This window comes from Clostridium polyendosporum (genome assembly GCF_018332455.1).
Taxonomy (GTDB): Bacteria; Bacillota; Clostridia; order Clostridiales; family Clostridiaceae; genus Clostridium_AY; species Clostridium_AY polyendosporum.
On the sequence record NZ_BOPZ01000020.1, the window covers coordinates 38,991 to 60,100 of the forward strand.

At 31.0% G+C, this 21,110-nt stretch carries 21 protein-coding genes; 19 read left to right on the forward strand and 2 right to left on the reverse strand.

The window, feature by feature from the left end; genetic code table 11:
- Window positions 1-179 precede the first annotated feature (179 nt).
- Entirely contained in the window at window positions 180-1,793 is a 1,614-nt protein-coding gene (locus tag CPJCM30710_RS11650; RefSeq protein ID WP_212904349.1) for a CTP synthase, read from the forward strand.
- Window positions 1,794-2,135: 342 nt separating this feature from the next.
- The gene (rho, locus tag CPJCM30710_RS11655) at window positions 2,136-3,557 is read left to right on the forward strand and encodes a transcription termination factor Rho (protein WP_212904350.1); all 1,422 of its coding nucleotides are present in this window, start codon (window positions 2,136-2,138) and stop codon (window positions 3,555-3,557) included.
- A gap of 126 nt (window positions 3,558-3,683) precedes the next feature.
- Here the strand turns inward: rho and CPJCM30710_RS11660 are convergent, their stop codons facing one another.
- Complete coding sequence (locus CPJCM30710_RS11660) at window positions 3,684-4,814, reverse strand: MGDG synthase family glycosyltransferase (protein WP_212904351.1); 1,131 nt, start codon at window positions 4,812-4,814, stop codon at window positions 3,684-3,686.
- Window positions 4,815-4,961: 147 nt separating this feature from the next.
- On the reverse strand, window positions 4,962-5,168 hold the full coding sequence (gene rpmE, locus CPJCM30710_RS11665; RefSeq protein WP_212904352.1) for a 50S ribosomal protein L31: 207 nt from the start codon (window positions 5,166-5,168) through the stop codon (window positions 4,962-4,964).
- Window positions 5,169-5,334: 166 nt separating this feature from the next.
- Between rpmE and CPJCM30710_RS11670 the strand changes: the two genes are divergently transcribed.
- From CPJCM30710_RS11670 to CPJCM30710_RS11750, 17 genes are all read left to right on the forward strand, one after another.
- Window positions 5,335-5,931 carry a thymidine kinase gene (locus CPJCM30710_RS11670; protein WP_212904353.1) on the forward strand — a complete coding sequence of 199 codons (597 nt, stop codon included), beginning with the start codon at window positions 5,335-5,337 and terminating at the stop codon, window positions 5,929-5,931.
- Between the two features lie 19 nt (window positions 5,932-5,950).
- Complete coding sequence (gene prmC / locus CPJCM30710_RS11675; RefSeq protein ID WP_212904354.1) at window positions 5,951-7,714, forward strand: peptide chain release factor N(5)-glutamine methyltransferase; 1,764 nt, start codon at window positions 5,951-5,953, stop codon at window positions 7,712-7,714.
- Window positions 7,715-7,772: 58 nt separating this feature from the next.
- Complete coding sequence (gene prfA, locus CPJCM30710_RS11680) at window positions 7,773-8,855, forward strand: peptide chain release factor 1 (RefSeq protein ID WP_212904355.1); 1,083 nt, start codon at window positions 7,773-7,775, stop codon at window positions 8,853-8,855.
- A gap of 173 nt (window positions 8,856-9,028) precedes the next feature.
- The gene (locus tag CPJCM30710_RS11685) at window positions 9,029-10,078 is read left to right on the forward strand and encodes an L-threonylcarbamoyladenylate synthase (protein WP_212904356.1); all 1,050 of its coding nucleotides are present in this window, start codon (window positions 9,029-9,031) and stop codon (window positions 10,076-10,078) included.
- A gap of 16 nt (window positions 10,079-10,094) precedes the next feature.
- Window positions 10,095-10,550 carry a low molecular weight protein arginine phosphatase gene (locus tag CPJCM30710_RS11690; protein ID WP_212904357.1) on the forward strand — a complete coding sequence of 152 codons (456 nt, stop codon included), beginning with the start codon at window positions 10,095-10,097 and terminating at the stop codon, window positions 10,548-10,550.
- A 59-nt stretch (window positions 10,551-10,609) separates the two neighbouring features.
- Entirely contained in the window at window positions 10,610-11,059 is a 450-nt protein-coding gene (rpiB, locus tag CPJCM30710_RS11695; RefSeq protein ID WP_212904358.1) for a ribose 5-phosphate isomerase B, read from the forward strand.
- Between the two features lie 15 nt (window positions 11,060-11,074).
- Complete coding sequence (upp, locus tag CPJCM30710_RS11700; RefSeq protein WP_212904359.1) at window positions 11,075-11,704, forward strand: uracil phosphoribosyltransferase; 630 nt, start codon at window positions 11,075-11,077, stop codon at window positions 11,702-11,704.
- Window positions 11,705-11,826: 122 nt separating this feature from the next.
- Complete coding sequence (locus CPJCM30710_RS11705; protein ID WP_212904360.1) at window positions 11,827-12,315, forward strand: dCMP deaminase family protein; 489 nt, start codon at window positions 11,827-11,829, stop codon at window positions 12,313-12,315.
- A 193-nt stretch (window positions 12,316-12,508) separates the two neighbouring features.
- Complete coding sequence (gene wecB, locus CPJCM30710_RS11710) at window positions 12,509-13,657, forward strand: non-hydrolyzing UDP-N-acetylglucosamine 2-epimerase (protein WP_212904361.1); 1,149 nt, start codon at window positions 12,509-12,511, stop codon at window positions 13,655-13,657.
- Between the two features lie 196 nt (window positions 13,658-13,853).
- Window positions 13,854-15,035 carry an acetyl-CoA C-acetyltransferase gene (locus CPJCM30710_RS11715; RefSeq protein WP_212904362.1) on the forward strand — a complete coding sequence of 394 codons (1,182 nt, stop codon included), beginning with the start codon at window positions 13,854-13,856 and terminating at the stop codon, window positions 15,033-15,035.
- Between the two features lie 882 nt (window positions 15,036-15,917).
- Window positions 15,918-17,312, forward strand: coding sequence for a D-xylose transporter XylE (gene xylE, locus CPJCM30710_RS11720; RefSeq protein ID WP_212904363.1), 1,395 nt, complete (start codon window positions 15,918-15,920; stop codon window positions 17,310-17,312).
- A gap of 385 nt (window positions 17,313-17,697) precedes the next feature.
- Window positions 17,698-17,838: a hypothetical protein gene (locus CPJCM30710_RS11725; protein ID WP_212904364.1), complete on the forward strand. Its 141-nt coding sequence runs from the start codon at window positions 17,698-17,700 to the stop codon at window positions 17,836-17,838.
- An 852-nt stretch (window positions 17,839-18,690) separates the two neighbouring features.
- Window positions 18,691-19,059, forward strand: coding sequence for an ATP synthase subunit I (locus CPJCM30710_RS11730; RefSeq protein WP_212904365.1), 369 nt, complete (start codon window positions 18,691-18,693; stop codon window positions 19,057-19,059).
- A gap of 10 nt (window positions 19,060-19,069) precedes the next feature.
- Window positions 19,070-19,735, forward strand: coding sequence for a F0F1 ATP synthase subunit A (locus tag CPJCM30710_RS11735; RefSeq protein ID WP_212904366.1), 666 nt, complete (start codon window positions 19,070-19,072; stop codon window positions 19,733-19,735).
- Window positions 19,736-19,761: 26 nt separating this feature from the next.
- Complete coding sequence (gene atpE / locus CPJCM30710_RS11740; RefSeq protein WP_212904367.1) at window positions 19,762-19,983, forward strand: ATP synthase F0 subunit C; 222 nt, start codon at window positions 19,762-19,764, stop codon at window positions 19,981-19,983.
- A gap of 105 nt (window positions 19,984-20,088) precedes the next feature.
- Window positions 20,089-20,568: a F0F1 ATP synthase subunit B gene (locus CPJCM30710_RS11745; RefSeq protein WP_212904381.1), complete on the forward strand. Its 480-nt coding sequence runs from the start codon at window positions 20,089-20,091 to the stop codon at window positions 20,566-20,568.
- A 2-nt stretch (window positions 20,569-20,570) separates the two neighbouring features.
- Window positions 20,571-21,110, forward strand: a complete 540-nt coding sequence (locus tag CPJCM30710_RS11750; protein ID WP_212904368.1) for a F0F1 ATP synthase subunit delta — start codon at window positions 20,571-20,573, stop codon at window positions 21,108-21,110.

The window sequence follows — 21,110 nt, forward strand, 5'->3', positions numbered from 1 at the left end:
AATCATGTAGAAAGCAAAAAAAAAATACTAGAAATGTGTTTAGATATGTGGTATGATAGGTTGTATGTTCCTGAGGCAATAAAAACCCAGCTTAATTTAGTGGGTAATACTAATTGTAATACTTTTTTAAAAAAATGTCAATAGTTTTAATAATTTCTCATATATAGGGAGGAAGTAACATGATAAACAATAAAACAACTAAGTATGTATTTGTTACTGGTGGTGTAGTTTCATCTTTAGGAAAAGGAATAACAGCAGCATCATTAGGTAGACTTTTAAAGAATAGAGGGTTAAAAGTTTCAATTCAAAAATTTGATCCATATCTAAATGTAGATCCAGGTACTATGAGTCCATATCAACATGGAGAAGTTTTCGTAACAGATGATGGAGCAGAAACTGACCTAGATCTTGGACATTATGAAAGATTTATAGATGAGAATTTAACAAAGAGTTCAAATGTAACAACTGGTAAGGTATATTGGTCAGTAATTTCAAAGGAAAGAAAAGGTGAATACTTAGGAGGAACTGTTCAAGTTATACCCCACATCACAAATGAGATAAAGAATAGAGTATATAGAGTCTCTAAAGAAAGAGATGTAGATGTAGTTATAACAGAAATCGGAGGAACAGTTGGAGATATAGAATCACTTCCTTTCTTAGAAGCAATAAGGCAAATAAAATATGAAGTAGGTAGAGAAAATGTTTGCTTCATTCACGTGACTCTAGTACCTTTTCTTGGCAAAGCTGGTGAACTTAAGACAAAACCTACTCAACATTCAGTTAAGGAACTAAGAAGCATAGGTATTCAACCAGACATAATAGTATGTAGAGCGGAAAAACCATTATCAGAGGATTTAAGAAATAAAATAGGGTTATTCTGTAACATAGATGGTAGATCAGTTATACAAAATTTAGATGCAGAGCATTTATATGAAGTTCCTCTATTATTACATAAAGAAGGTTTAGATAATCTAGTTGTCGAAAAATTAAGTTTAGGATGTAGAGATATAAATAATAGCCAATGGGTTGACATGGTAAGTAGAATAAAGAATCTATCAAAGAAAACAAAGATTGCTTTAGTAGGAAAGTATGTTGAACTTCATGATGCTTATATATCTGTAGTAGAAGCATTAGGTCATGGAGGATTAGCTAATGACTCAACTGTAGAAATTAAATGGGTAAATGCATCAGAAGTTACATCAGGAAATATCGATGAATTATTAGGAGATGTAGATGGTATTTTAGTTCCTGGAGGATTCGGAGATAGAGGTGTAGAAGGAAAGATTGAAGCTATAAGATATGCAAGAGAAAATAAAAAGCCTTTCCTTGGAATATGTCTTGGTATGCAATGTGCAGTTATTGAGTTTGCTAGAAATGTTTTAGGTTATACAGGTGCTAACTCATCAGAAATAGATCCAGAAACTAATTATCCTGTTATAGATTTAATGCCAGAACAAAAGGATATAGAAGATATGGGAGGAACTATGAGATTAGGTTTATACCCATGTAAGCTTGATAAGGAAGCATTTGCACATGAAGCATATAATGATGATTTAATCTATGAAAGACATAGACATAGATACGAATTTAATAATGAATATAGAACTGTTATAACAGAAGCAGGAATGAGAATTGCAGGTACTTCACCAGATGGAAGATTAGTTGAAGTAGTTGAAGTTAAGGATCATCCATGGTTTGTAGCTGTTCAATATCATCCGGAACTTAAATCAAGACCAAATAGACCGCATCCACTATTTAGAGACTTTATACAAGCATCTTTAGAAAATAAGTAAGATTTTTACGATAATGAGAAGCAGCTTAAATTAGTCAAGTGCCTACTTGATAATAAGCTGCTTTTCTATATAATCGAATAAAATTTTTAATTTAATTAATAATTATAATAGGGGGGATAAAAAGTACTTGAAAATATGTATTGAATAAAGCATAATATATATGCTATCTCTACATACGAGTAAAGTTACATCTTTACTCGTTTCATTGTTTATGAGAGAATTTATTTAAGTAGAACTAATTAGCTTAAAGATTTAGAATTAAATTTCTTAAATATATTCTTTTTATTTCCAACCTATTATTTTCCTGAAAAATTTCAAAATGTTATATTTGGAGGTGCGGCTTTGACAGTGGATTTCTATGAAAATAAGACTCTTGTTGAGCTCAAGGATATTGCAAAAGATTTAGGCATTAAAAATGTTTCTAAAAAGAAAAAGAGTGAATTGATAGAAGAGATAATAAAAAGCTCCCCAAATGCCATTCAAAAGGATGGTATTATATTAAGAGAAAAAATATCTCCTAAAAGTCATGATGAAAAAGAAAAAACAGAGGATTCACCTGATAAAGAAATTGAAAAAGAAGAGGGAGAGGAGAAAAAGGAACAGTTAAAGGTTATGATAAACTCTTCAGATACTGCAAGAGGTATTCTTGAGATAATGGAATCAAATAATTTTGGTTTTTTAAGATGTAAAAATTATTTAACTTCAGAAGAGGATATATACGTTTCTCCTTCTCAAATAAGAAGATTTAGTCTAAGAACTGGTGATGAAATAGAAGGTAAGGTTAGAGAACCAAAAGATGGGGAAAAATTTAAGGCATTATTATACGTGCAGAAAGTAAATGGTGAAAATCCAGAAACAGCAATAGGAAGAAAGTCATTTGAAAATCTTACTCCGATTTATCCAGACGAAAGATTAAGATTGGAAACTAGTGATGAAAAGGATTTATCTTCAAGACTTATGGATATTATATGTCCTATAGGTAAAGGGCAAAGAGGTATAATAGTTGCACCACCTAAGGCAGGTAAAACAACATTATTAAAAAAGGTTGCTCAAAATATTTCTAAGAACTATCCTAATGTGACTCTTATGGTGCTGCTTATTGATGAGCGTCCAGAAGAAGTGACAGACATGCAAAGATCAATTAATGGGGAAGTAATATATTCTACCTTTGATGAAGAACCAATTAATCATACAAGAGTAGCTCAGCTTGTTCTTGAAAGAGCAAAGAGAATGGTAGAGCACGGAAAAGATGTAGTGATACTTTTAGATTCCTTAACAAGACTTTCAAGAGCATATAATCTTACTATAAACCCAACTGGAAGGACACTCTCAGGGGGGTTAGATCCTGGAGCACTTATAATGCCTAAAAAGTTCTTTGGTGCTGCAAGAAATATTGAAGAAGGTGGAAGTCTTACAATTTTGGCTACAGCTCTTGTTGAAACAGGAAGTAGAATGGATGACATGATATTTGAAGAATTTAAAGGTACAGGTAATATGGAGGTTCACCTTGATAGAAAGCTTCAAGAAAGAAGAATATTCCCTGCTATCGATATATATAAATCAGGTACTAGAAAAGAAGATTTACTTCTTACAGAAGAAGAAAAAGAAGTAGCTTATACAATCAGAAGAGTTATGTATAGGGATGGAAATGTAGAACATATTACTGAAAATCTTATTAATCTATTATCTAAAACAAAAAACAATGATGGATTCTTAAAGACATTTAATAAATTAAATTTAGATAATTCCTCTAATAGTAGATAATATTATGATATCTACATAAAAAGCTCTAAGTTTTACTTAGAGCTTTTTAATAAACATAAATCAGTTTAGTACTTAATAAATTTAAAGAATACAATCTATTTTTTAAGTTTTTCGGAAATTGTATATTCAATTATGAATCTTTTTATATATAACTTTTTTTATAAGCTTATCTGAAAGCTTCACTATATTATCAACTGAGAAATTTTTTCCTAATTCTTGGAGTCTTTTTTTCATAATATTAAGTATATCTGGATTTTCTATAAGTTTATCCATCTCTTTATTTATATCATTTAAATTATTAACATAAATAGCACATTTATTTTGAAGAAGAAATTCAGTATTTTCAATTTCTTGACCAGGTATTGCGAAAGGAATAACAATCGGTAACTTTTTGGCTATAGATTCTGTAACTGTAAGTCCACCTGGTTTAGAAATAACTATATCGCAATAATCCATTATTGAAGGGATGTCATTAGTGTATCCTAAAACATGAACTTTTTTATTCTCTATGGGTTTTGAGTATAGGCTTAGTAACTTTTTCTTTAGAGTTGTATTTTTACCGCATACAACGGTTATTCTAAGTTTATGTTTATTTTTTAGGAGTTCCTTTAAAACATAGAAAATATTTGAGAGTCCCATACTTCCACTCATGAGCAATATATTGAAGTATTGGCTGTCTTTTGTAAAAGCTACTTCAGAATCAATGGTATAAAACTCTTTTTTTATTGGAATTCCAAAAGTGAAGATTTTATTTTCGTCAATTCCTCTGCTTATTAGATGTTCTTTGGTATAGGAACTACCTGCTATATAAGCATCAACGTATTGCGAAATATAGGTATAGTGAGCTTTAAAGTCAGTGATTACGGATATAAAAGGTATATTTATAAGCTTATTCTTTTTTAATCTGCTAATAATATTTACAGAGAATGAATGAGTTCCGATGATAATATCTGGGTTAACGCTATTGATATATCTTAAAAGTTTTCTGTCATTTAACCCAAAGGAAAGTTTTAATGCAGTATTTATATATTTAAAATCTGTAAGATGATAGAATAATAATCCATATAACTTAGGAAACTTAGTTGCTGAAATTTCATATCCACTTACTATTATTTTGTTTAAAAACTTGCTATTGTTATATAGAAAGTCATATTTAACAACTTCATATCCATTTTCAATAAATGTTTCAGTTAAAGAGTTGGCCGCTTGATTATGTCCTTGACCTGTTGATGTGGTCAAAATAAGAACTTTCTTCATTTATTTCACTCACTTTGCACTTAATATATATTAATAGTTTACCATTCTTTTTTTAAAATTACATATTGATGCAAAAAAATAATCTGTTTAACAAAATTTTATAGAAGCAAACAAAAATGGGAAAGACTATGTCTTCCCCAAAATTTGCTACTTATTAAGACCGAATCTTTTCTTAAACTTGTCAACTCTACCGCCAACGTCAACGATTTTTTGTTTTCCAGTGAAGAATGGGTGGCATTTAGAGCATATTTCTACTTTAAGTTCATTTTTAACAGAACCAGTTGTAAAAGTATTTCCACATGCACACTTAACCACTGAATCATTGTGGTATTCCGGATGTATGCCTTCTCTCATCTTGTTCACCTCTTTCAAATTTCAATGTTGCTTTTTTGCAACTACTAAAGTATAACATGGTGATCTTTAATTAGTCAATATAGGAAAAATAAATAAAAAGCCTTTTTAGCTTTAGGTTAAAATGCTATAATCGAAGAAGAAATTTTTTTACAAAGGAGATTAAACCATGAGTAAGTTATACTTTAGATATGGAGCAATGAACTCAGGTAAATCAACACATTTAATGCAAGTTGCTCATAACTATGAAGAGAGAGGAATGAATGTTTTAATAATAAAACCTGCCACTGACAAAAAAGGGGGGAATAAACTAGTTTCTAGACTTGGAGTAGAAAGAAAAGTAGATTTACTTATAGGAAATCAAGATAATATATATGAAAAGATAGTGACGTGGATAGACAAAAATAAAATTATTCACTGCATACTAGTAGATGAAGTACAGTTTCTTAAAACTTATCAAATCGATCAACTTTTTCAGGTTGCAGTACTTAATGATATTCCAGTAATCTGTTACGGGCTTAGAAGTGATTTTCAAATGAATGGTTTTGAAGGAAGTGCTAGGCTTCTTCTTATAGCTCATAGTATAGAAGAAATGAAGACAATATGTAAATGTGGAAAAAAGGCAATACTAAATGGTAGAAAGATAAATGGCAAATTTGTTTTTGAGGGAGAACAAATTGCTATAGATAATATAGATAATGTAGAATATGAATCTTTATGTGGAAATTGCTACTATAAATATAAGTATTTAAATATGAAAAAGTAATAGAAAGGTAAGAATATATATGAAAAAATGTCAAGTTGGTGGGCAGGCGGTTTTAGAAGGTGTTATGATGAGAGGGGCAAAAGGACTTGCTACTGCTGTTAGAACTCCTGATGGAGAGATTGAGGTAACTTTTCAAAATACAGCTCCTTTAACAAAAAAATATAAAATTTTAGGAATGCCTGTTCTTAGGGGATTTGTAGCATTGGTAGACTCTTTAATTGAAGGAGTGAGAGCTTTAAACTATTCCGCTTCTTTTTTTGAAGAAGATGATGAGCCTTCAAAGTTTGAAGAATTTTTAGAAAAGATGTTTGGTAAAAAAAGCAATGATATTCTTATGGGAATTACCTTTATGATTTCTTTTATTTTTGCTATAGGACTATTCGTAGCCTTTCCGACAGGTGTTACTTCAGTTTTTAAGAATGTTGGATTGGGTGTGATTGGTCTTAATATAGTAGAAGGAATAATAAGAGTAAGTATACTTTTATTATATATGTACTTAATTGGTAAAATGGAGGATATACATAGACTATATCAGTATCATGGTGCAGAGCATAAAACTATATTTTGTTATGAAAATGAACTAGAGCTTACTGTAGATAATGTTAAAAAGTTTAAGAGATTTCATCCAAGATGTGGGACGAATTTTATGTTTTTAGTCATGTTAGTGGGGATATTTGCTTTTTCTTTTACAGGGTGGAATTCTCTCTTAGAAAGAGTAGCTTCAAGAATAGTACTACTCCCTTTAGTTTCTGGTTTAACTTATGAGTTAATAAAGTGGGTAGGTATGAGTGATAGTCTTTTATCTAGGTTAATAGCAGTACCAGGACTTAAACTTCAGGAGCTTACTACAAGAGAACCAGATGATAAACAAATTGAAGTCGCTATAAAAGCACTTAAGACAGCAGAGGGTATTAAGGATGAGGAAAAGACAATAGGAGAGCTTCTAGAGGAAGGTAATAAAAGACTAAAAGAGTCAGGAATCGATAGCTATGTTTTAGATTGTCAGCTTCTCTTAGGCAAAGTATTGAAAAGAGATAAATTATATATAATAACTCATAGGGAAGAGAAAATTGGAAAGTATAATATAGAAGAATTTTATAGTCTTGTGGAAAAGAGAGAGAAGAAGATGCCTCTAAAGTATATTTTACAAACTTGTGAATTCATGGGGCTTGAACTATATATTAAGGAAGGAGTACTAATTCCAAGACCAGATACGGAAATACTTGTAGAATCAGTACTTGAAAAAATAGAGGAAGAAAAAGAGGTGGAAGTTTGTGATCTTTGCTGTGGTAGTGGTGCCATTGGTCTATCTATAGCATATTATAGGAAAAATTCAAAGGTTGATTTAATAGATATTGCAGAAGATCCTAGAATTGTAACCTGTAAAAATATAAGTAGGTTTTCCCTAGAAGAAAGAGCAGAATTTATTCAAAGCGATCTTTTAAAAGAAGTAATAAAAATGCAAAAGCGTTATGATATTATTGTATCTAATCCACCTTATATAAGAAATGATGTTATACCAACTCTCATGGAAGATGTAAGAGAATATGAACCACATCTTGCACTAAGTGGCGGAGAAGATGGGCTTAACTTCTATAGAAGAATTATTGAAGAAAGTAAACTCGTTTTAAAGGTAAATGGAATTCTTGCTTTTGAAATAGGTTATGATCAAGGTGTGGATGTCCAAAATTTAATGCTTGAAAAAGGATTTATAAATGTTAAAATAATTAAGGACCTAGCTTATTTAGATAGAGTAGTTATAGGTGAGTTAAAGGTTGATTAGCAATGAACTATTATGCTATAATACTTAAATATGAAAATTTTTATTACGGAGTGATAAGATGATATTAGATAGATTAAATTTCATAGAAAACAAATATGATGAGCTTTCAGTTAAAATCTCAGATCCATCTATCATGGCAAATCAGAATGAGTGGAGAAAGCTTTGTAAAGAGCATTCAGAGTTAGAAATAGTAGTTAATAAGTATAAGGAATATAAGAATGTTTTAGAAGAGATAGAAATAAATAAAGAAATGCTTTCAGAAGAAAATGATAGAGATATGAGAGAAATGGTTCAAGAAGAACTTAAAAGTCTTTCTGAGCAAAAGGACATTTTTGAAAAGGAACTTCAAATACTTCTTCTTCCAAAAGATCCTAATGACGATAAGAACGTATTTATAGAAATAAGAGGAGGAGCAGGTGGAGAAGAAGCAGCTCTGTTTGCTGCTAATCTTTTTAGAATGTATACAAGATATGCTGAAACTCAAAGATGGAAGATTGAACTAATGAGTTCAAATGAAACTGATATTGGAGGATTTAAGGAAGTAGTATTTATGCTTAGAGGTGATGGTGCTTATTCAAAGCTTAAATATGAATCAGGAGTACATAGAGTGCAGAGAGTTCCAGATACAGAATCAAGTGGTAGAATACATACTTCAACTGCAACTGTTGCGGTTCTTCCAGAAGTTGATGATGTTGAACTTGAAATCAGCGAAAAGGACTTAAGAATTGATGTGTTTAGAGCATCTGGACATGGTGGGCAGTGCGTTAACACTACTGACTCAGCAGTAAGAGTTACTCACTTACCAACAGGATTAGTTGTTTCTTGTCAGGATGAAAAGTCACAGCTTAAAAATAAAGAAAAGGCTCTTAAAGTTCTAAGAGCAAGACTTTTTGAAAAAGCAGAGGCAGAGAGAGCAGCAGGTATTGCTGAAGACAGAAAGAGTCAAGTTGGTACAGGGGATAGAAGTGAGAGAATAAGAACATATAACTATCCGCAAGGAAGAGTTACTGATCATAGAATAGGGCTAACACTTTATAAGCTTGATGCATTTTTGAATGGAGATATTGAAGAAATGATTCATGCCCTTATTACGGAAGATCAAGCTGAAAAGATGAAAGCAATGGGAAATACTGACTTCTAATACATAAAAGCCTTACATGTAAATGTAGGGCTTTAAGCTTATTTTCTGCCATTTCACAAAGTAAAATCTAGCTGAAATCTAATATGGTCGATGCCTATTAAATTTTATATTTAGTATAAATTGCATGAAGATACCGTAAGATTTATAAATGAGTTTTGAAGGAAGGGATTGATTTGAACACTAAAGTTTCAGTAATAGAGGATTTGCATCTTGATAAAAAATATATACATGAAGCAGCAGAAATAATAAAAAGTGGAGGAGTAGTTGCTTTTCCTACAGAGACTGTTTATGGATTAGGAGCAGATGCATTAAATGAAGAAGCAGTAAAAAAGATATTTATTGCAAAGGGAAGACCTCAAGATAATCCACTTATAATTCATGTGTGCGATAAAGATGTATCACTACTAGTTAATGACATACCTACAGTGGCAAGAAAAATGATGGAAAATTTTTGGCCAGGGCCACTAACTATAATTTTAAATAAAAAAGATATAATTCCATCAGTAACATCTGCGGGACTTTGTACTATTGGTATTAGAATGCCAGCAAATGATATTGCATTAAAGCTTATAGAACTTTCAGGTAAACCTATAGCAGCTCCTTCTGCCAATATATCAGGAAGACCAAGTCCTACTGATATAGAAAGGTGTGTACAAGACTTAAATGGAAAGGTAGATTATATTTTAGGCGGAGAGAAAAGTAATGTAGGAGTGGAATCGACCATTGTTGATTGTACTATTGATCCACCATGTATTTTAAGACCAGGTGGAATAACATTAGAGATGCTTAGAGAAATAGATGACAAAATATATATAGATCCTGCAATCATGACAACGCCCTCTGAAAATTTGAAACCTAAGGCGCCAGGTATGAAATATAGACATTATGCTCCAAAGGCAAAGGTTACTATTGTTGAAGGAAATCTGCAAAAAACTATTGAAAAAATAAATGAAATAGTGCAAAATTATATAGAAAAAGATTTGAGAGTAGGAATTATAGCAACAGAAGAAACGAAAGAACTTTATAAAGCAGGTGAGATTATATCTTTAGGTAGCAGGAAAGAGCTTTATGCTGTTGCTAAGAATCTATTTGAAACCCTAAGAGCTTTTGATGATTTAAATGTAGATGTTATATTAAGTGAAAGTTTTGAGGAAGAAGGTGTCGGAATTGCCATCATGAATAGGTTAAGGAAGGCAGCTGGTTTTGATATCATTAAAGTTTGACCAAAGTGGAGGAAGTATGAAAATTTTATTTGTTTGTACTGGAAATACATGTAGAAGTTGTATGGCAGAATCTATATTTAATAAGAGATGTAATATAGAGGGAGTGAGTGCTTACTCAGCAGGACTTTCTATAGTACCAGGAAGCATAGCTTCAAAGCATTCAGCGCATTTGGTGCTAACTAATTTATGTCATAATATTAGTGAAAGAAAGGCTGTTCAACTTACTTCTGAAATGATTAAAAGTGCAGACCTTATACTAACAATGACTTCTCACATGAAACAACTTTTAACATCAAACTTACCACAATATAATGAAAAGATTTATTCAATATGTGAATTTGTCAGCGTTGAGGGTGAAATTTCTGATCCTTACGGTGGCTCTATTGGGGTTTATGAAAAAACTTATAATCAATTGGATAATATAGTAGGGATGGTATTATCAAAACTAAAGGAAGATAAAGGTATTAGTTAATACCATAATCTTCTTTTTTTATAAATAAAATCTATTACAAAATCTATGGAGGTACTTTTATGAAAATTGCATTAGGAAGCGATCATGGCGGTTTTAGACTTAAAAGTGAAATAATAAAGCATTTAAAAAATAAGGGAATTGAATACAATGATTTTGGTACTCTAAATGAAGAATCTTGTGATTATTCAGATTTTGCTGTACAGGTAGCTGAGGCAGTAGCTGCTAAAGAATATGATTTTGGAATACTTATTTGTGGTACAGGAATAGGAATATCTATAGCAGCTAATAAAGTTCCAGGTGTAAGAGCTGCATTATGTTCAGATACATTTAGTGCTCATGCAACAAGAGAACACAACGATGCTAATATATTAGCATTAGGAGAAAGGATTGTTGGTGCTGGATTAGCGTTAGATATTGTTGATACATTCTTAAATTCAAAGTTTGAAGGCGGAAGGCATCAAAAAAGAATTGATAAAATAGCTGATATTGAAAAGAAATATTGCAAATAATTAGGAGGAGTTTTAATGAGTAAAGTAACACAGGTAGCACATCCACTAATACTACATAAATTAGCTTTTATAAGGAATAAGAATACAGGTTCAAAGGATTTTAGAGAACTTGTTGAAGAAGTATCAATGCTTATGGCGTATGAAGTAACAAGAGATCTTCAAATGGAAGAGGTTGAAATAGAAACACCGATTTGTAAAACTAAGTGTAAGATGTTAGCGGGTAAAAAAATGGCAATAGTACCTATTTTAAGAGCCGGTCTTGGAATGGTTGATGGAATGCTTAAGCTTATACCAGCAGCAAAGGTTGGTCACATAGGATTATATAGAGATGAAGAAACACTTCAACCAGTTGAATACTTCTGTAAGCTTCCTCAGGATATTGCTGAAAGAGATGTAATAGTTGTTGATCCAATGCTTGCTACTGGTGGTTCAGCAGCTGATGCTATAACACTTTTAAAGAAAAAGGGAGCAAAGAATATAAGACTTATGTGTTTAATTTCATCACCAGAGGGCGTAAAGGCTGTAATGAATGCCCATCCTGATGTAGATATTTATTTAGCTTCAATAGATGAAAAGCTTAATGAGCATGGATATATTGTTCCAGGTTTAGGTGATGCAGGAGATAGATTATTTGGAACAAAGTAAAAAAGTTACATAGAAAGACGCTTTGGGCGTCTTTTTTTAAAATAAGCATGTCCCATTTACAGTGGTTTTTGTTTTAGTTATAATAATTAAGAAGTATTTTGAAAATATTGGAGTGTTTACTTATGAAAAGAAGAGATAAGTATAATTATTATCTTGATATTGCAGAAACAGTGCTTGAAAGAGGAACTTGTTTAAGACGAAATTATGGCTCAATAATAGTTAAGAATGATGAGATAATCTCTACTGGATATACAGGAGCTCCACGAGGGAGAAAGAATTGTATAGATTTAGGAAGTTGTATAAGAGAAAAATTAAATGTTCCAAGGGGTACTCATTACGAACTTTGTAGAAGTGTTCATAGTGAGGCTAATGCTATAATTAGTGCCTCTAGAAGAGATATGATTGGATCTGTACTTTATCTAGTTGGTAAAGATTCTAAAACAGGAGAATTTGTAAAGGATGCAAATTCCTGTGCCATGTGTAAAAGACTTATAATTAATGCTGGAATTGAAAAAGTTGTAATTAGAGACACTAAAGATGAATATAGAGTTATTTATATCAAAGAATGGGTAGAAGATGATGATTCATTAACGGTACAGCAAGGTTACTAATTTGATAAGTTTTGAGAATAGGTTAGTTAATACTTTTTAGTGTTTAATTAAAGATAACCAACTTCAATCCTTAAATAATTGATGAAAATAGCCTTTACATGCAATGCTTTTTCATCAATTATAAATTCAGTTATGAAGTTGTGTATCCATATAGATAAGAGAAAAGTTTATAATATTTTTGGGAGGGATAAGGTTGGAAAAGATTAAGGTACTTACTATCTTTGGAACAAGACCAGAAGCGATTAAAATGGCACCACTTGTAAAAGAGCTTGAAAGTAGAAAAGAAATAGATTCAAAAGTATGTGTAACTGCTCAACACAGAGAAATGCTAGATCAGGTTTTGAATCTTTTTAAAATAAAACCAGATTATGATCTAAATATAATGAAGACTAAGCAGAGTTTAACTGGTATAACTAATAGAGTTCTTGAAGGACTTGAAGAAGTATTTATAAAAGAAAAGCCTGATATGATCTTAGTTCACGGAGATACTACTACTACTTTTGCTGGTGGGTTGGCAGCATTTTATCAACAAATCAAGGTAGGGCATGTAGAAGCAGGCCTTAGAACGTTTGATAAGTATTTTCCATTTCCAGAAGAGATGAATAGGAAGTTAACAGGGGCTTTAGCAGATCTTCATTTTGCTCCAACCACAGGTTCTAGAGATAATCTTTTAAGAGAAGGTGTCAAAGAAAGCGACATATATGTGACAGGTAATACTGTTATTGATGCTATGGAACATACTGTGGAAAATGATTATGTATTTGAAAATGAAGAATTAAACTATATAGATTTTAAAAATAAAAAGGTAATAATGATAACTGCCCATAGAAGGGAAAATTGGGGAGAAGGCATAGAAAATATATGTGATGCTTTGAATAAAATTGTAGATGAAAATCAAGATGTTGAATTAGTATATCTTGTTCACTTAAATCCTGTAGTAAAAGATGTAGTATATAGAAAACTAGAGGGTAAGAAAAGGATTCACCTTCTTCCTCCATTAGATACAAAAGAAACTCATAATCTTATGAATAGATGTTTTATGGTTATGACTGATTCAGGTGGACTTCAGGAAGAAGCACCTCATCTTGGGAAACCAGTACTTGTTTTAAGAGATGTTACTGAAAGACCAGAAGCAGTAGCAGCAGGAACAGTAAAGCTCGTTGGTACTGATATAGAAGTAGTTGTAAGTGAGGCAAATAATCTAATACAAATTGAAGAAGAATATAATAAAATGAGCAGAGCCATAAATCCATATGGGGATGGAAAAGCATCACAAAGAATAACAGATTCTATACTTAAATATTTTAAGTTAAGTGATAAAGATTTTGAAGCATTTAAATAAAATTGTTATTTTTTCATAAAGAGAGAATCTTCTTCTCTCTTTTTTTAGTGCTATTTACCTCTTTAAACTTGTGTTTCTTTAATTATATTATATTTTAGGTTGAATTAAATGGAATAAATAGGTAAAATATAAATATACTAAAGATTCTGAAAAATAAACATTTTATAATATATGGTTTTTAGGAGGTATTAGTAAAATGAGAGAGGTTATTATTGCAAGTGCAGTTAGAACCCCTATAGGTTCTTTTGGGGGAACATTGAAAGATGTTTCGGCTGCAGATTTAGGTGCGACTGTTATAAAGGAAGCTATTAATAGAGCGGGAATAAAGTTAGAGTTGATTGATGAAGTTATAATGGGTAATGTAATTCAAGCTGGTTTAGGACAAAATGTAGCTAGACAAGCTGCGATTAAAGCTGGATTACCTATGGAGGTATCAGCTATGACTATAAATAAAGTTTGTGGGTCAGGATTAAGAGCTGTTAGTCTTGCAGCTCAAATAATAAAAACAGGAGATGCTGATATAATTATAGCTGGTGGTATGGAAAATATGTCACAGGCTCCATATATTTTAAAGACTTCTAGATGGGGTCAAAGAATGGGTGACGGAAAAATGATAGATTCTATGGTAAATGATGCATTAACTGATGCTTTTAATAATTATCACATGGGTATTACCGCAGAAAATATTGCTGAACAGTGGGAGTTAACAAGAGAGCAACAAGATGAGTTTGCAGTTTTATCACAACAAAAGGCTGAAAAGGCTATTAAAGAAGGCAGGTTTAAGGATGAAATTGTTCCAGTTGTAATACCTCAAAGAAAAACGGGTGCAATAGTATTTGACACTGATGAATATGCTAAGTTTGGAACAACAGAGCAATCACTAGCTAAACTTAAGCCTGCATTTAAGAAGGATGGAACTGTTACAGCGGGTAATGCTTCAGGAATAAACGATGGAGCTGCTGCTCTTATAATAATGAGTGCTGAAAAAGCAAAAGAATTAGGAGTAAAGCCTCTTGCTAAGATAATTTCGTATGCTTCAAAAGGACTTGATCCGGCAATTATGGGATATGGACCATTCTATGCAACAAAGAAGGCTTTAGAAACTGCAAGTCTTACTGTTGAGGATTTAGATCTTGTGGAAGCTAACGAAGCATTTGCATCACAAAGTTTAGCTATTGCTAAGGATCTTAACTTCGATATGGACAAGGTTAATGTAAATGGAGGAGCAATTGCATTAGGACATCCAGTTGGAGCATCAGGGGCTAGGATACTTGTGACTTTACTTTATGAAATGGGTAGAAGAGATGCTAAGAGGGGGTTAGCGACTCTTTGTATTGGTGGAGGCCTAGGGACAGCTCTAATTGTTGAAAGAGAGTAAGTAATATATTTGAAAGAGGCTGTGATAGAAGTATAAGACACTTCTATCACAGCTTTTTATTATAAAAATTTAGTAGCTTTTAATTTATTTTTTATTAAAATTTCATTGACAATATCCACTTTATCTGCCTTGTTTGTTTGACCTTTAAACTAAGTTGTAGTATTTTTTCTAAAGTGTTCTCGTGTAAAGTGTGTTAAATAGTTAAATTATTGCTTTAATTGGAAAAAATTAAAGAAAAAACCTAAAAAAGTATTGAAAAAAGCTATTATTTGGTATAAGATTTAATTAACATAGTTTATCCGCTAAACAAACAAACTGGTAAATTTATTTTATTTAATTAAAAGGGGGAGAAAAGTATGTAAAATTGCATACATCTTGATGGGTTTTTTCATAAGTAAAAGGTCTTTTGTTTAAGTAATTTATTAACTCAAAGTAGAAAGGAGGATAAAGACAGATTTTAGAATATTAAAACATAAAGAATTAAGTTACTAGAAGTTGTCTTTTAATCATATTAATGTTAATGTTTGCAAGGTGATTGAAAAGGTTTTTTAAAATCGGTTATATGGAATTAGAGGCATTATTAAAGCTTATTACTAAATGGAATTAAAGGATCATTAATAATCCGGTACTTGTTTGACTAATCAATGGTTTATTTTAAATTATCTTTTAATCATATTAATGTTTGTAAGTTGATTGAGAACGTTTTTTATAAATGGGCTATATAGAATTGAAGGCGTTATTAAAGTTTATTACTAAATGAAATTAAAGGAGCATTGATAACCAGGTACTGCTTGGACAATCGATAGTTCACTTTAATGTTACTTAGCAAATATTTAGTAAATTAAATTCTTTTTGGGTATTAAAATCTGTCTTTAACAAACTATGAAACAAAATCGAAACTCAGTTTATCTTTTTCTAATTACATTAGTGGCTACCATTGGAGGTTTACTTTTTGGATATGATACAGCTGTAATATCTGGGGCTGAAAAATCATTAAAAGTGTATTTTACTGATAGTTTAAATCTAGGATCATTAGTACATGGAGCAACAATTTCAAGTGCATTAATAGGTTGTATTATTGGAGGGATAATATCTGGTCGTTTCGCATCAAATTTTGGACGTAGGAAATCTCTTATTATAGCGTCAGTACTTTTCTTTGTATCAGCCCTTGGTTCTGCTTATCCTGAGTTTTTATTTTTCACAAAAGGGCACCCAACCATTTCTCTATTAATTGCTTTTAATATATATAGAATAATAGGGGGAATTGGTGTTGGTTTAGCTTCAGCGATTTGTCCAATGTATATCGGAGAAATTGCTCCTGCTGATATTCGTGGTCGATTAATATCTTTCAATCAACTTATGATTATTATTGGAATGCTAGTCGTTTACTTTGTTAACTGGGCTATCGCTCACGGACAAACAATAGAATGGGTAAATGATATTGGCTGGAGATATATGTTTGCATCGAATGCCGTTCCAGCTATAATGTTTGGTTTACCTTTACTTTTCGTACCAGAATCACCACGTTACTTAGCACTAAAAGGTGAAGAGGATAAAGCTCTAGCTATTCTAACTAAAATTAATGGTTCTTCAGAAGCAAAAGCCATCTTAGAGGATATCAAACAAACAGCAACTGTAGATGATTCTACCGAAAAACTATTTGCCTACGGAAAAACGGTAATTTTTATAGGAATAATGCTATCTGTTTTTCAACAGTTTGTTGGTATCAATGTTGCTTTGTATTATGCTCCAAGAATTTTTGAAAGTATGGGGGCTGCGCAAGATGCTTCTATGTTACAGACAATTGTTATGGGATTAGTTAATGTTATCTTTACTGTTGTTGCCATCATGACTGTTGATAAATGGGGACGTAAACCTTTACTGGTAGTAGGCTCCGTTGGTATGGCTATTGGTATGTTTGGTGTGGCTGGTATGGCTTTTTCAAATATTATTGGAATTAGTACTTTAGTATTTATTATTATATATACAGCTTCATTTATGATGTCATGGGGACCTATTTGTTGGGTACTAATTGCTGAAATCTTTCCTAACAAAATTCGTGGGAAAGCAGTGGCAATTGCTGTTGCTGCACAATGGGCTGCTAACTACCTAATTTCATCTACTTACCCAATGATGATGGAATATAGTGGTGCTCTAACTTATGGTTTTTACGGACTGATGAGTGTTCTTTCAGCTCTATTTGTTTGGAAGTTTGTTCCTGAAACCAAAGGAAAGACTCTTGAAGAAATGGAAAAAGTTTGGGGAAAATCGGCGTAATATATTATAAAGCATGGTTTTAGAATACCTCTATATATCTGAGGTATATATGTATCTCAAAAATGAATAAACGCCATCTTTTTTTGATGAATATTTAAATTGGGTGGCGTTTATATAGTTAACTCGAGTTGTGTACTAAATTTAGAAAATATTACATTGGATATTTTCCTATAAATTACATTTCCAAAATTAGAAAAAAATAAAGCATGAATTGCTCGAATACGTTAGGTTTATTGTTGTGAAGACAAAAAACCATAAGGAGGTCAATTCATGCCTACAACAATAATAAATCAAGATGAAGCAATAATCAATTAAACGGTATTGGAGCATGATATATCTAACCTATACTTTCCTTGAAATTCCAAGAATAGAAAAAGGAAAGAAAATGAAATTTGCAACTCTTGATGATGTTATAGAATATTTCTGCGATAAATATTTGGTACAAATAATCAATTCTTCATATAATTGTGCTAAAGACAACATAGGGTCAAGCATTACGTTTACCAAATTAGCACTTGTTACTTAAAAATTTCCTTTTTAGTGCACAGGTCTAGTAAAAAAATCTAGTAATTATTTTAAGAGATATTAAGAGATTAAGGAAGATATATGGGAATTTGTAAAGATAATTAAGAGAAAAGACAAAAAAATGGCAATTTGTTATTTTGCTATATGGAATATGGTTTTGTATAATGGAAAAGATGTAACAATTAATTTGTTTAAAAGGAATCTTTACTTTTGTTAAATCTATACACAGTGTTTCTATATATTTCTACAAAGTTTTGTTGTAATGTGTAGTAGGAGTTTTTTGTAGAAAATAAATATAATATTCTTAGTTAGATATATTTACAAGGTAAATTGAAACTCTTAAATAAAATTATTATTAGTATATTCTTGGATTTAATAGGAAAATAAGTATATATGTGGATATTTTCGCTGTGAAAAACAATAAAATATTAAAAAAAAATTGAAAAATATGAAAGACTAGCCTTCAAGTATATCTGACTTATATATTAGCAATAAATAACTATTTTTAATGAAAATCGAAAATGATTTAATAAAAGGTAATAATTTGATAAAAAAAAATACTTTTTATGTAAATAAGTCGATTTGAAGGGGTTATGAAAAGGTTAACAATAAAAAGCGTTGAAAACATCACATAATACAGAATATTCTTGAAAATGAAAGAGAATATTATAATAAGGAATGTAATCTTGAAATATGCATTAATCTAGTGGTAAATAGTTCAATTATGAATTATTAGATGATATTTAGCAATAACAAGTTTTTCTGAGTGTTTTTTCAAGGAATTTGGCTTTTTATTAATATGAAAAGAGTAATATAATACTTACATGAATGCTCAAATTTAAGGAGAATCAAAATGGAGAGAGTAGTTTCGAAACTAATCTTTAATGTCTCTAAGATTAATATTATACTTGGTACCATAATTACAGTAATATTAACATTCTTTTTTGATACTAAAATTGGAAGTGCTTTTTTCCTAGGGACTATCATTTCTTCAGCAAGTTTTATAGCTAATGGATATGTGACCTCTTCTGTACTAAAAAGTCATAATAAGAGCATTGTGAAAGTTTATTTAAGTTATTTTATAAGATTATCCGTAATAGTTCTATGCGGTTCGATATTAATAAATGACATAAAAAGCTTGTTAGCCTATATTGTGGCATTTGTAGTTCATTTTATAGGTTTTACAATAAATGGATTTATCAATCAGAGAGGAAGTGATTAGGGTGGAACCAATGGAACCTATATACTCCTTACCATTAGGCAAATTAGGTATATTTCATGTAACAATGAGCATTGTTATCCAATGGTGCGTTATGTTAGCGTTAATTTTAGTAGCGCTATCTTTAACAAGTAATCTTAAGAAAGTACCTAGTAGAAAACAGACAGTAGCAGAATTATTATATACTAGTCTGAAGAACTTTGTTGAAGGTAATATGGGTAGTAATTATTTGTCTTATATTTCATTTATTGGAACAATTGCTATCTATATATTAACCATGAACCTTGTACCTTTATTAGGATTTCAAGCGCCAACGCAAGATTTTAATGTTCCATTAGGGTTAGCTTTAATGGTATTTGTAGTAGTACAGGGAAATGCTATAGTCAAAAGTGGAGTAGGGGGTTATTTACATGCCTACGCAACACCAATGCTTCCATTAACAATAATGGAAAGGATTATGGTACCTGTATCAATGACACTGAGACTTTTTGGTAACATAGTAGCAGGTTCAGTAATAATTGATTTAGTTTATGAAGGTTTACGTCATTATAGCTGGTTTGCTACATTAGGTATTCCTGTACCTTTGCATGGCTTTTTTGACATATTTGATGGTACACTTCAAGCCCTCATATTTACAATGCTAACTATGATAAACATAAGAGTTATGGCAGAACATTAATTTTACATTAAAAGGAGGATTTTATTATGGATTTAAGATTATTAGGAGCAGGTATAGCTGTTTTATCAGGTATTGGAGCTGGAATTGGTATAGGTATAGTTTCAGGTAAAGCTATTGATGGAATAGTAAGACAACCGGAAGCTAGTGGTAAAATAACATCAACAATGATTCTTGGTGCTGCACTTTGTGAAACAACTGCTATTTATGGTCTTTTAGTTTCATTAATATTACTATTTGCTGTTAAATAGTTTAAATTAAAGTTTATAATTAAAAAGTTAAAAACAAATATATTATAATTCAATAATTGTCAAAATTAAAAAATTGACTCCGAAGGGAGGCTATGAATAAGCATGATGAATATAGACTGGTTACATGTTCTTGCAGCCGTAATTAACTTTATAATCCTATATCTTATATTAAAACATTTCTTCTTTAAGAAAGTTGAAAAAGTTATTGATGATAGACAAAATGATATAGAATCAAAGTTAAATAAGGCTGACGAGGATGTTGAAAAAGCAAGAATGCTATTGCTTCAAAATGAACGTATTTTAAAATCAGCAAAAGAAGAAGGAAAGAAAATTACTGAAGTTCAAAAACAAAAGGCAGATAAAATCTACCAAGAAATTGTTGATGAAGCAAATAAGGAAGCTCGCACTATAGCAGACAGAGCTAGAGTGGAAGTAAAGAGAGAAAAAGAAAAAGCAGAACACGAAATCAAAGAGCAAGTTATAGAATTAGCAGTACTTCTTTCATCTAAAGCTCTAGAAGAAAGTATTGATGAATCAAAACATAGAGAGCTTATCAATGATTTTATTGCTAAGGTAGGTATCTAGCTATGTATGAATATTTGGATAAAAGGTATGCACTTGCACTTTATCAAGTAGCAGAAGAAAAAGGTAAAGTAGAGGAGTACATGCAAGATCTAAGAGAAATTTGTGATCTTGTGGATAATAATGCAGATTTTCATGAAGTTATTAAACATCCTCAAATAAGTACAACGAAGAAGAAGAAGCTTTTTATTAATGTATTTAAAGATAATATTGATGAAGAACTCTTATCCTTTCTTTTAATTTTAATAGAAAAGGATAGAATACTTTATCTTAAAGAAAAACTTAATGAGATGGAAAAAATCCATCTTGAAAGAAACAATACTTTACTTGCTAAAGTAAAGAGTGTAATTCCATTAAAAAAGGATCAAGTAGAGAAGTTAAAAGAAAATCTAGAAAAAAGATATGATAAAAATATCATATTACAACAAGAAATCGATAAAAGTATAATCGGTGGACTCTACGTTAGGGTTGGCAATGATGTAATAGATGGAACTATAAAGTTAAAGTTAGATGAGATGAAGGCCTTAATGCTTAAGAGAGAATAG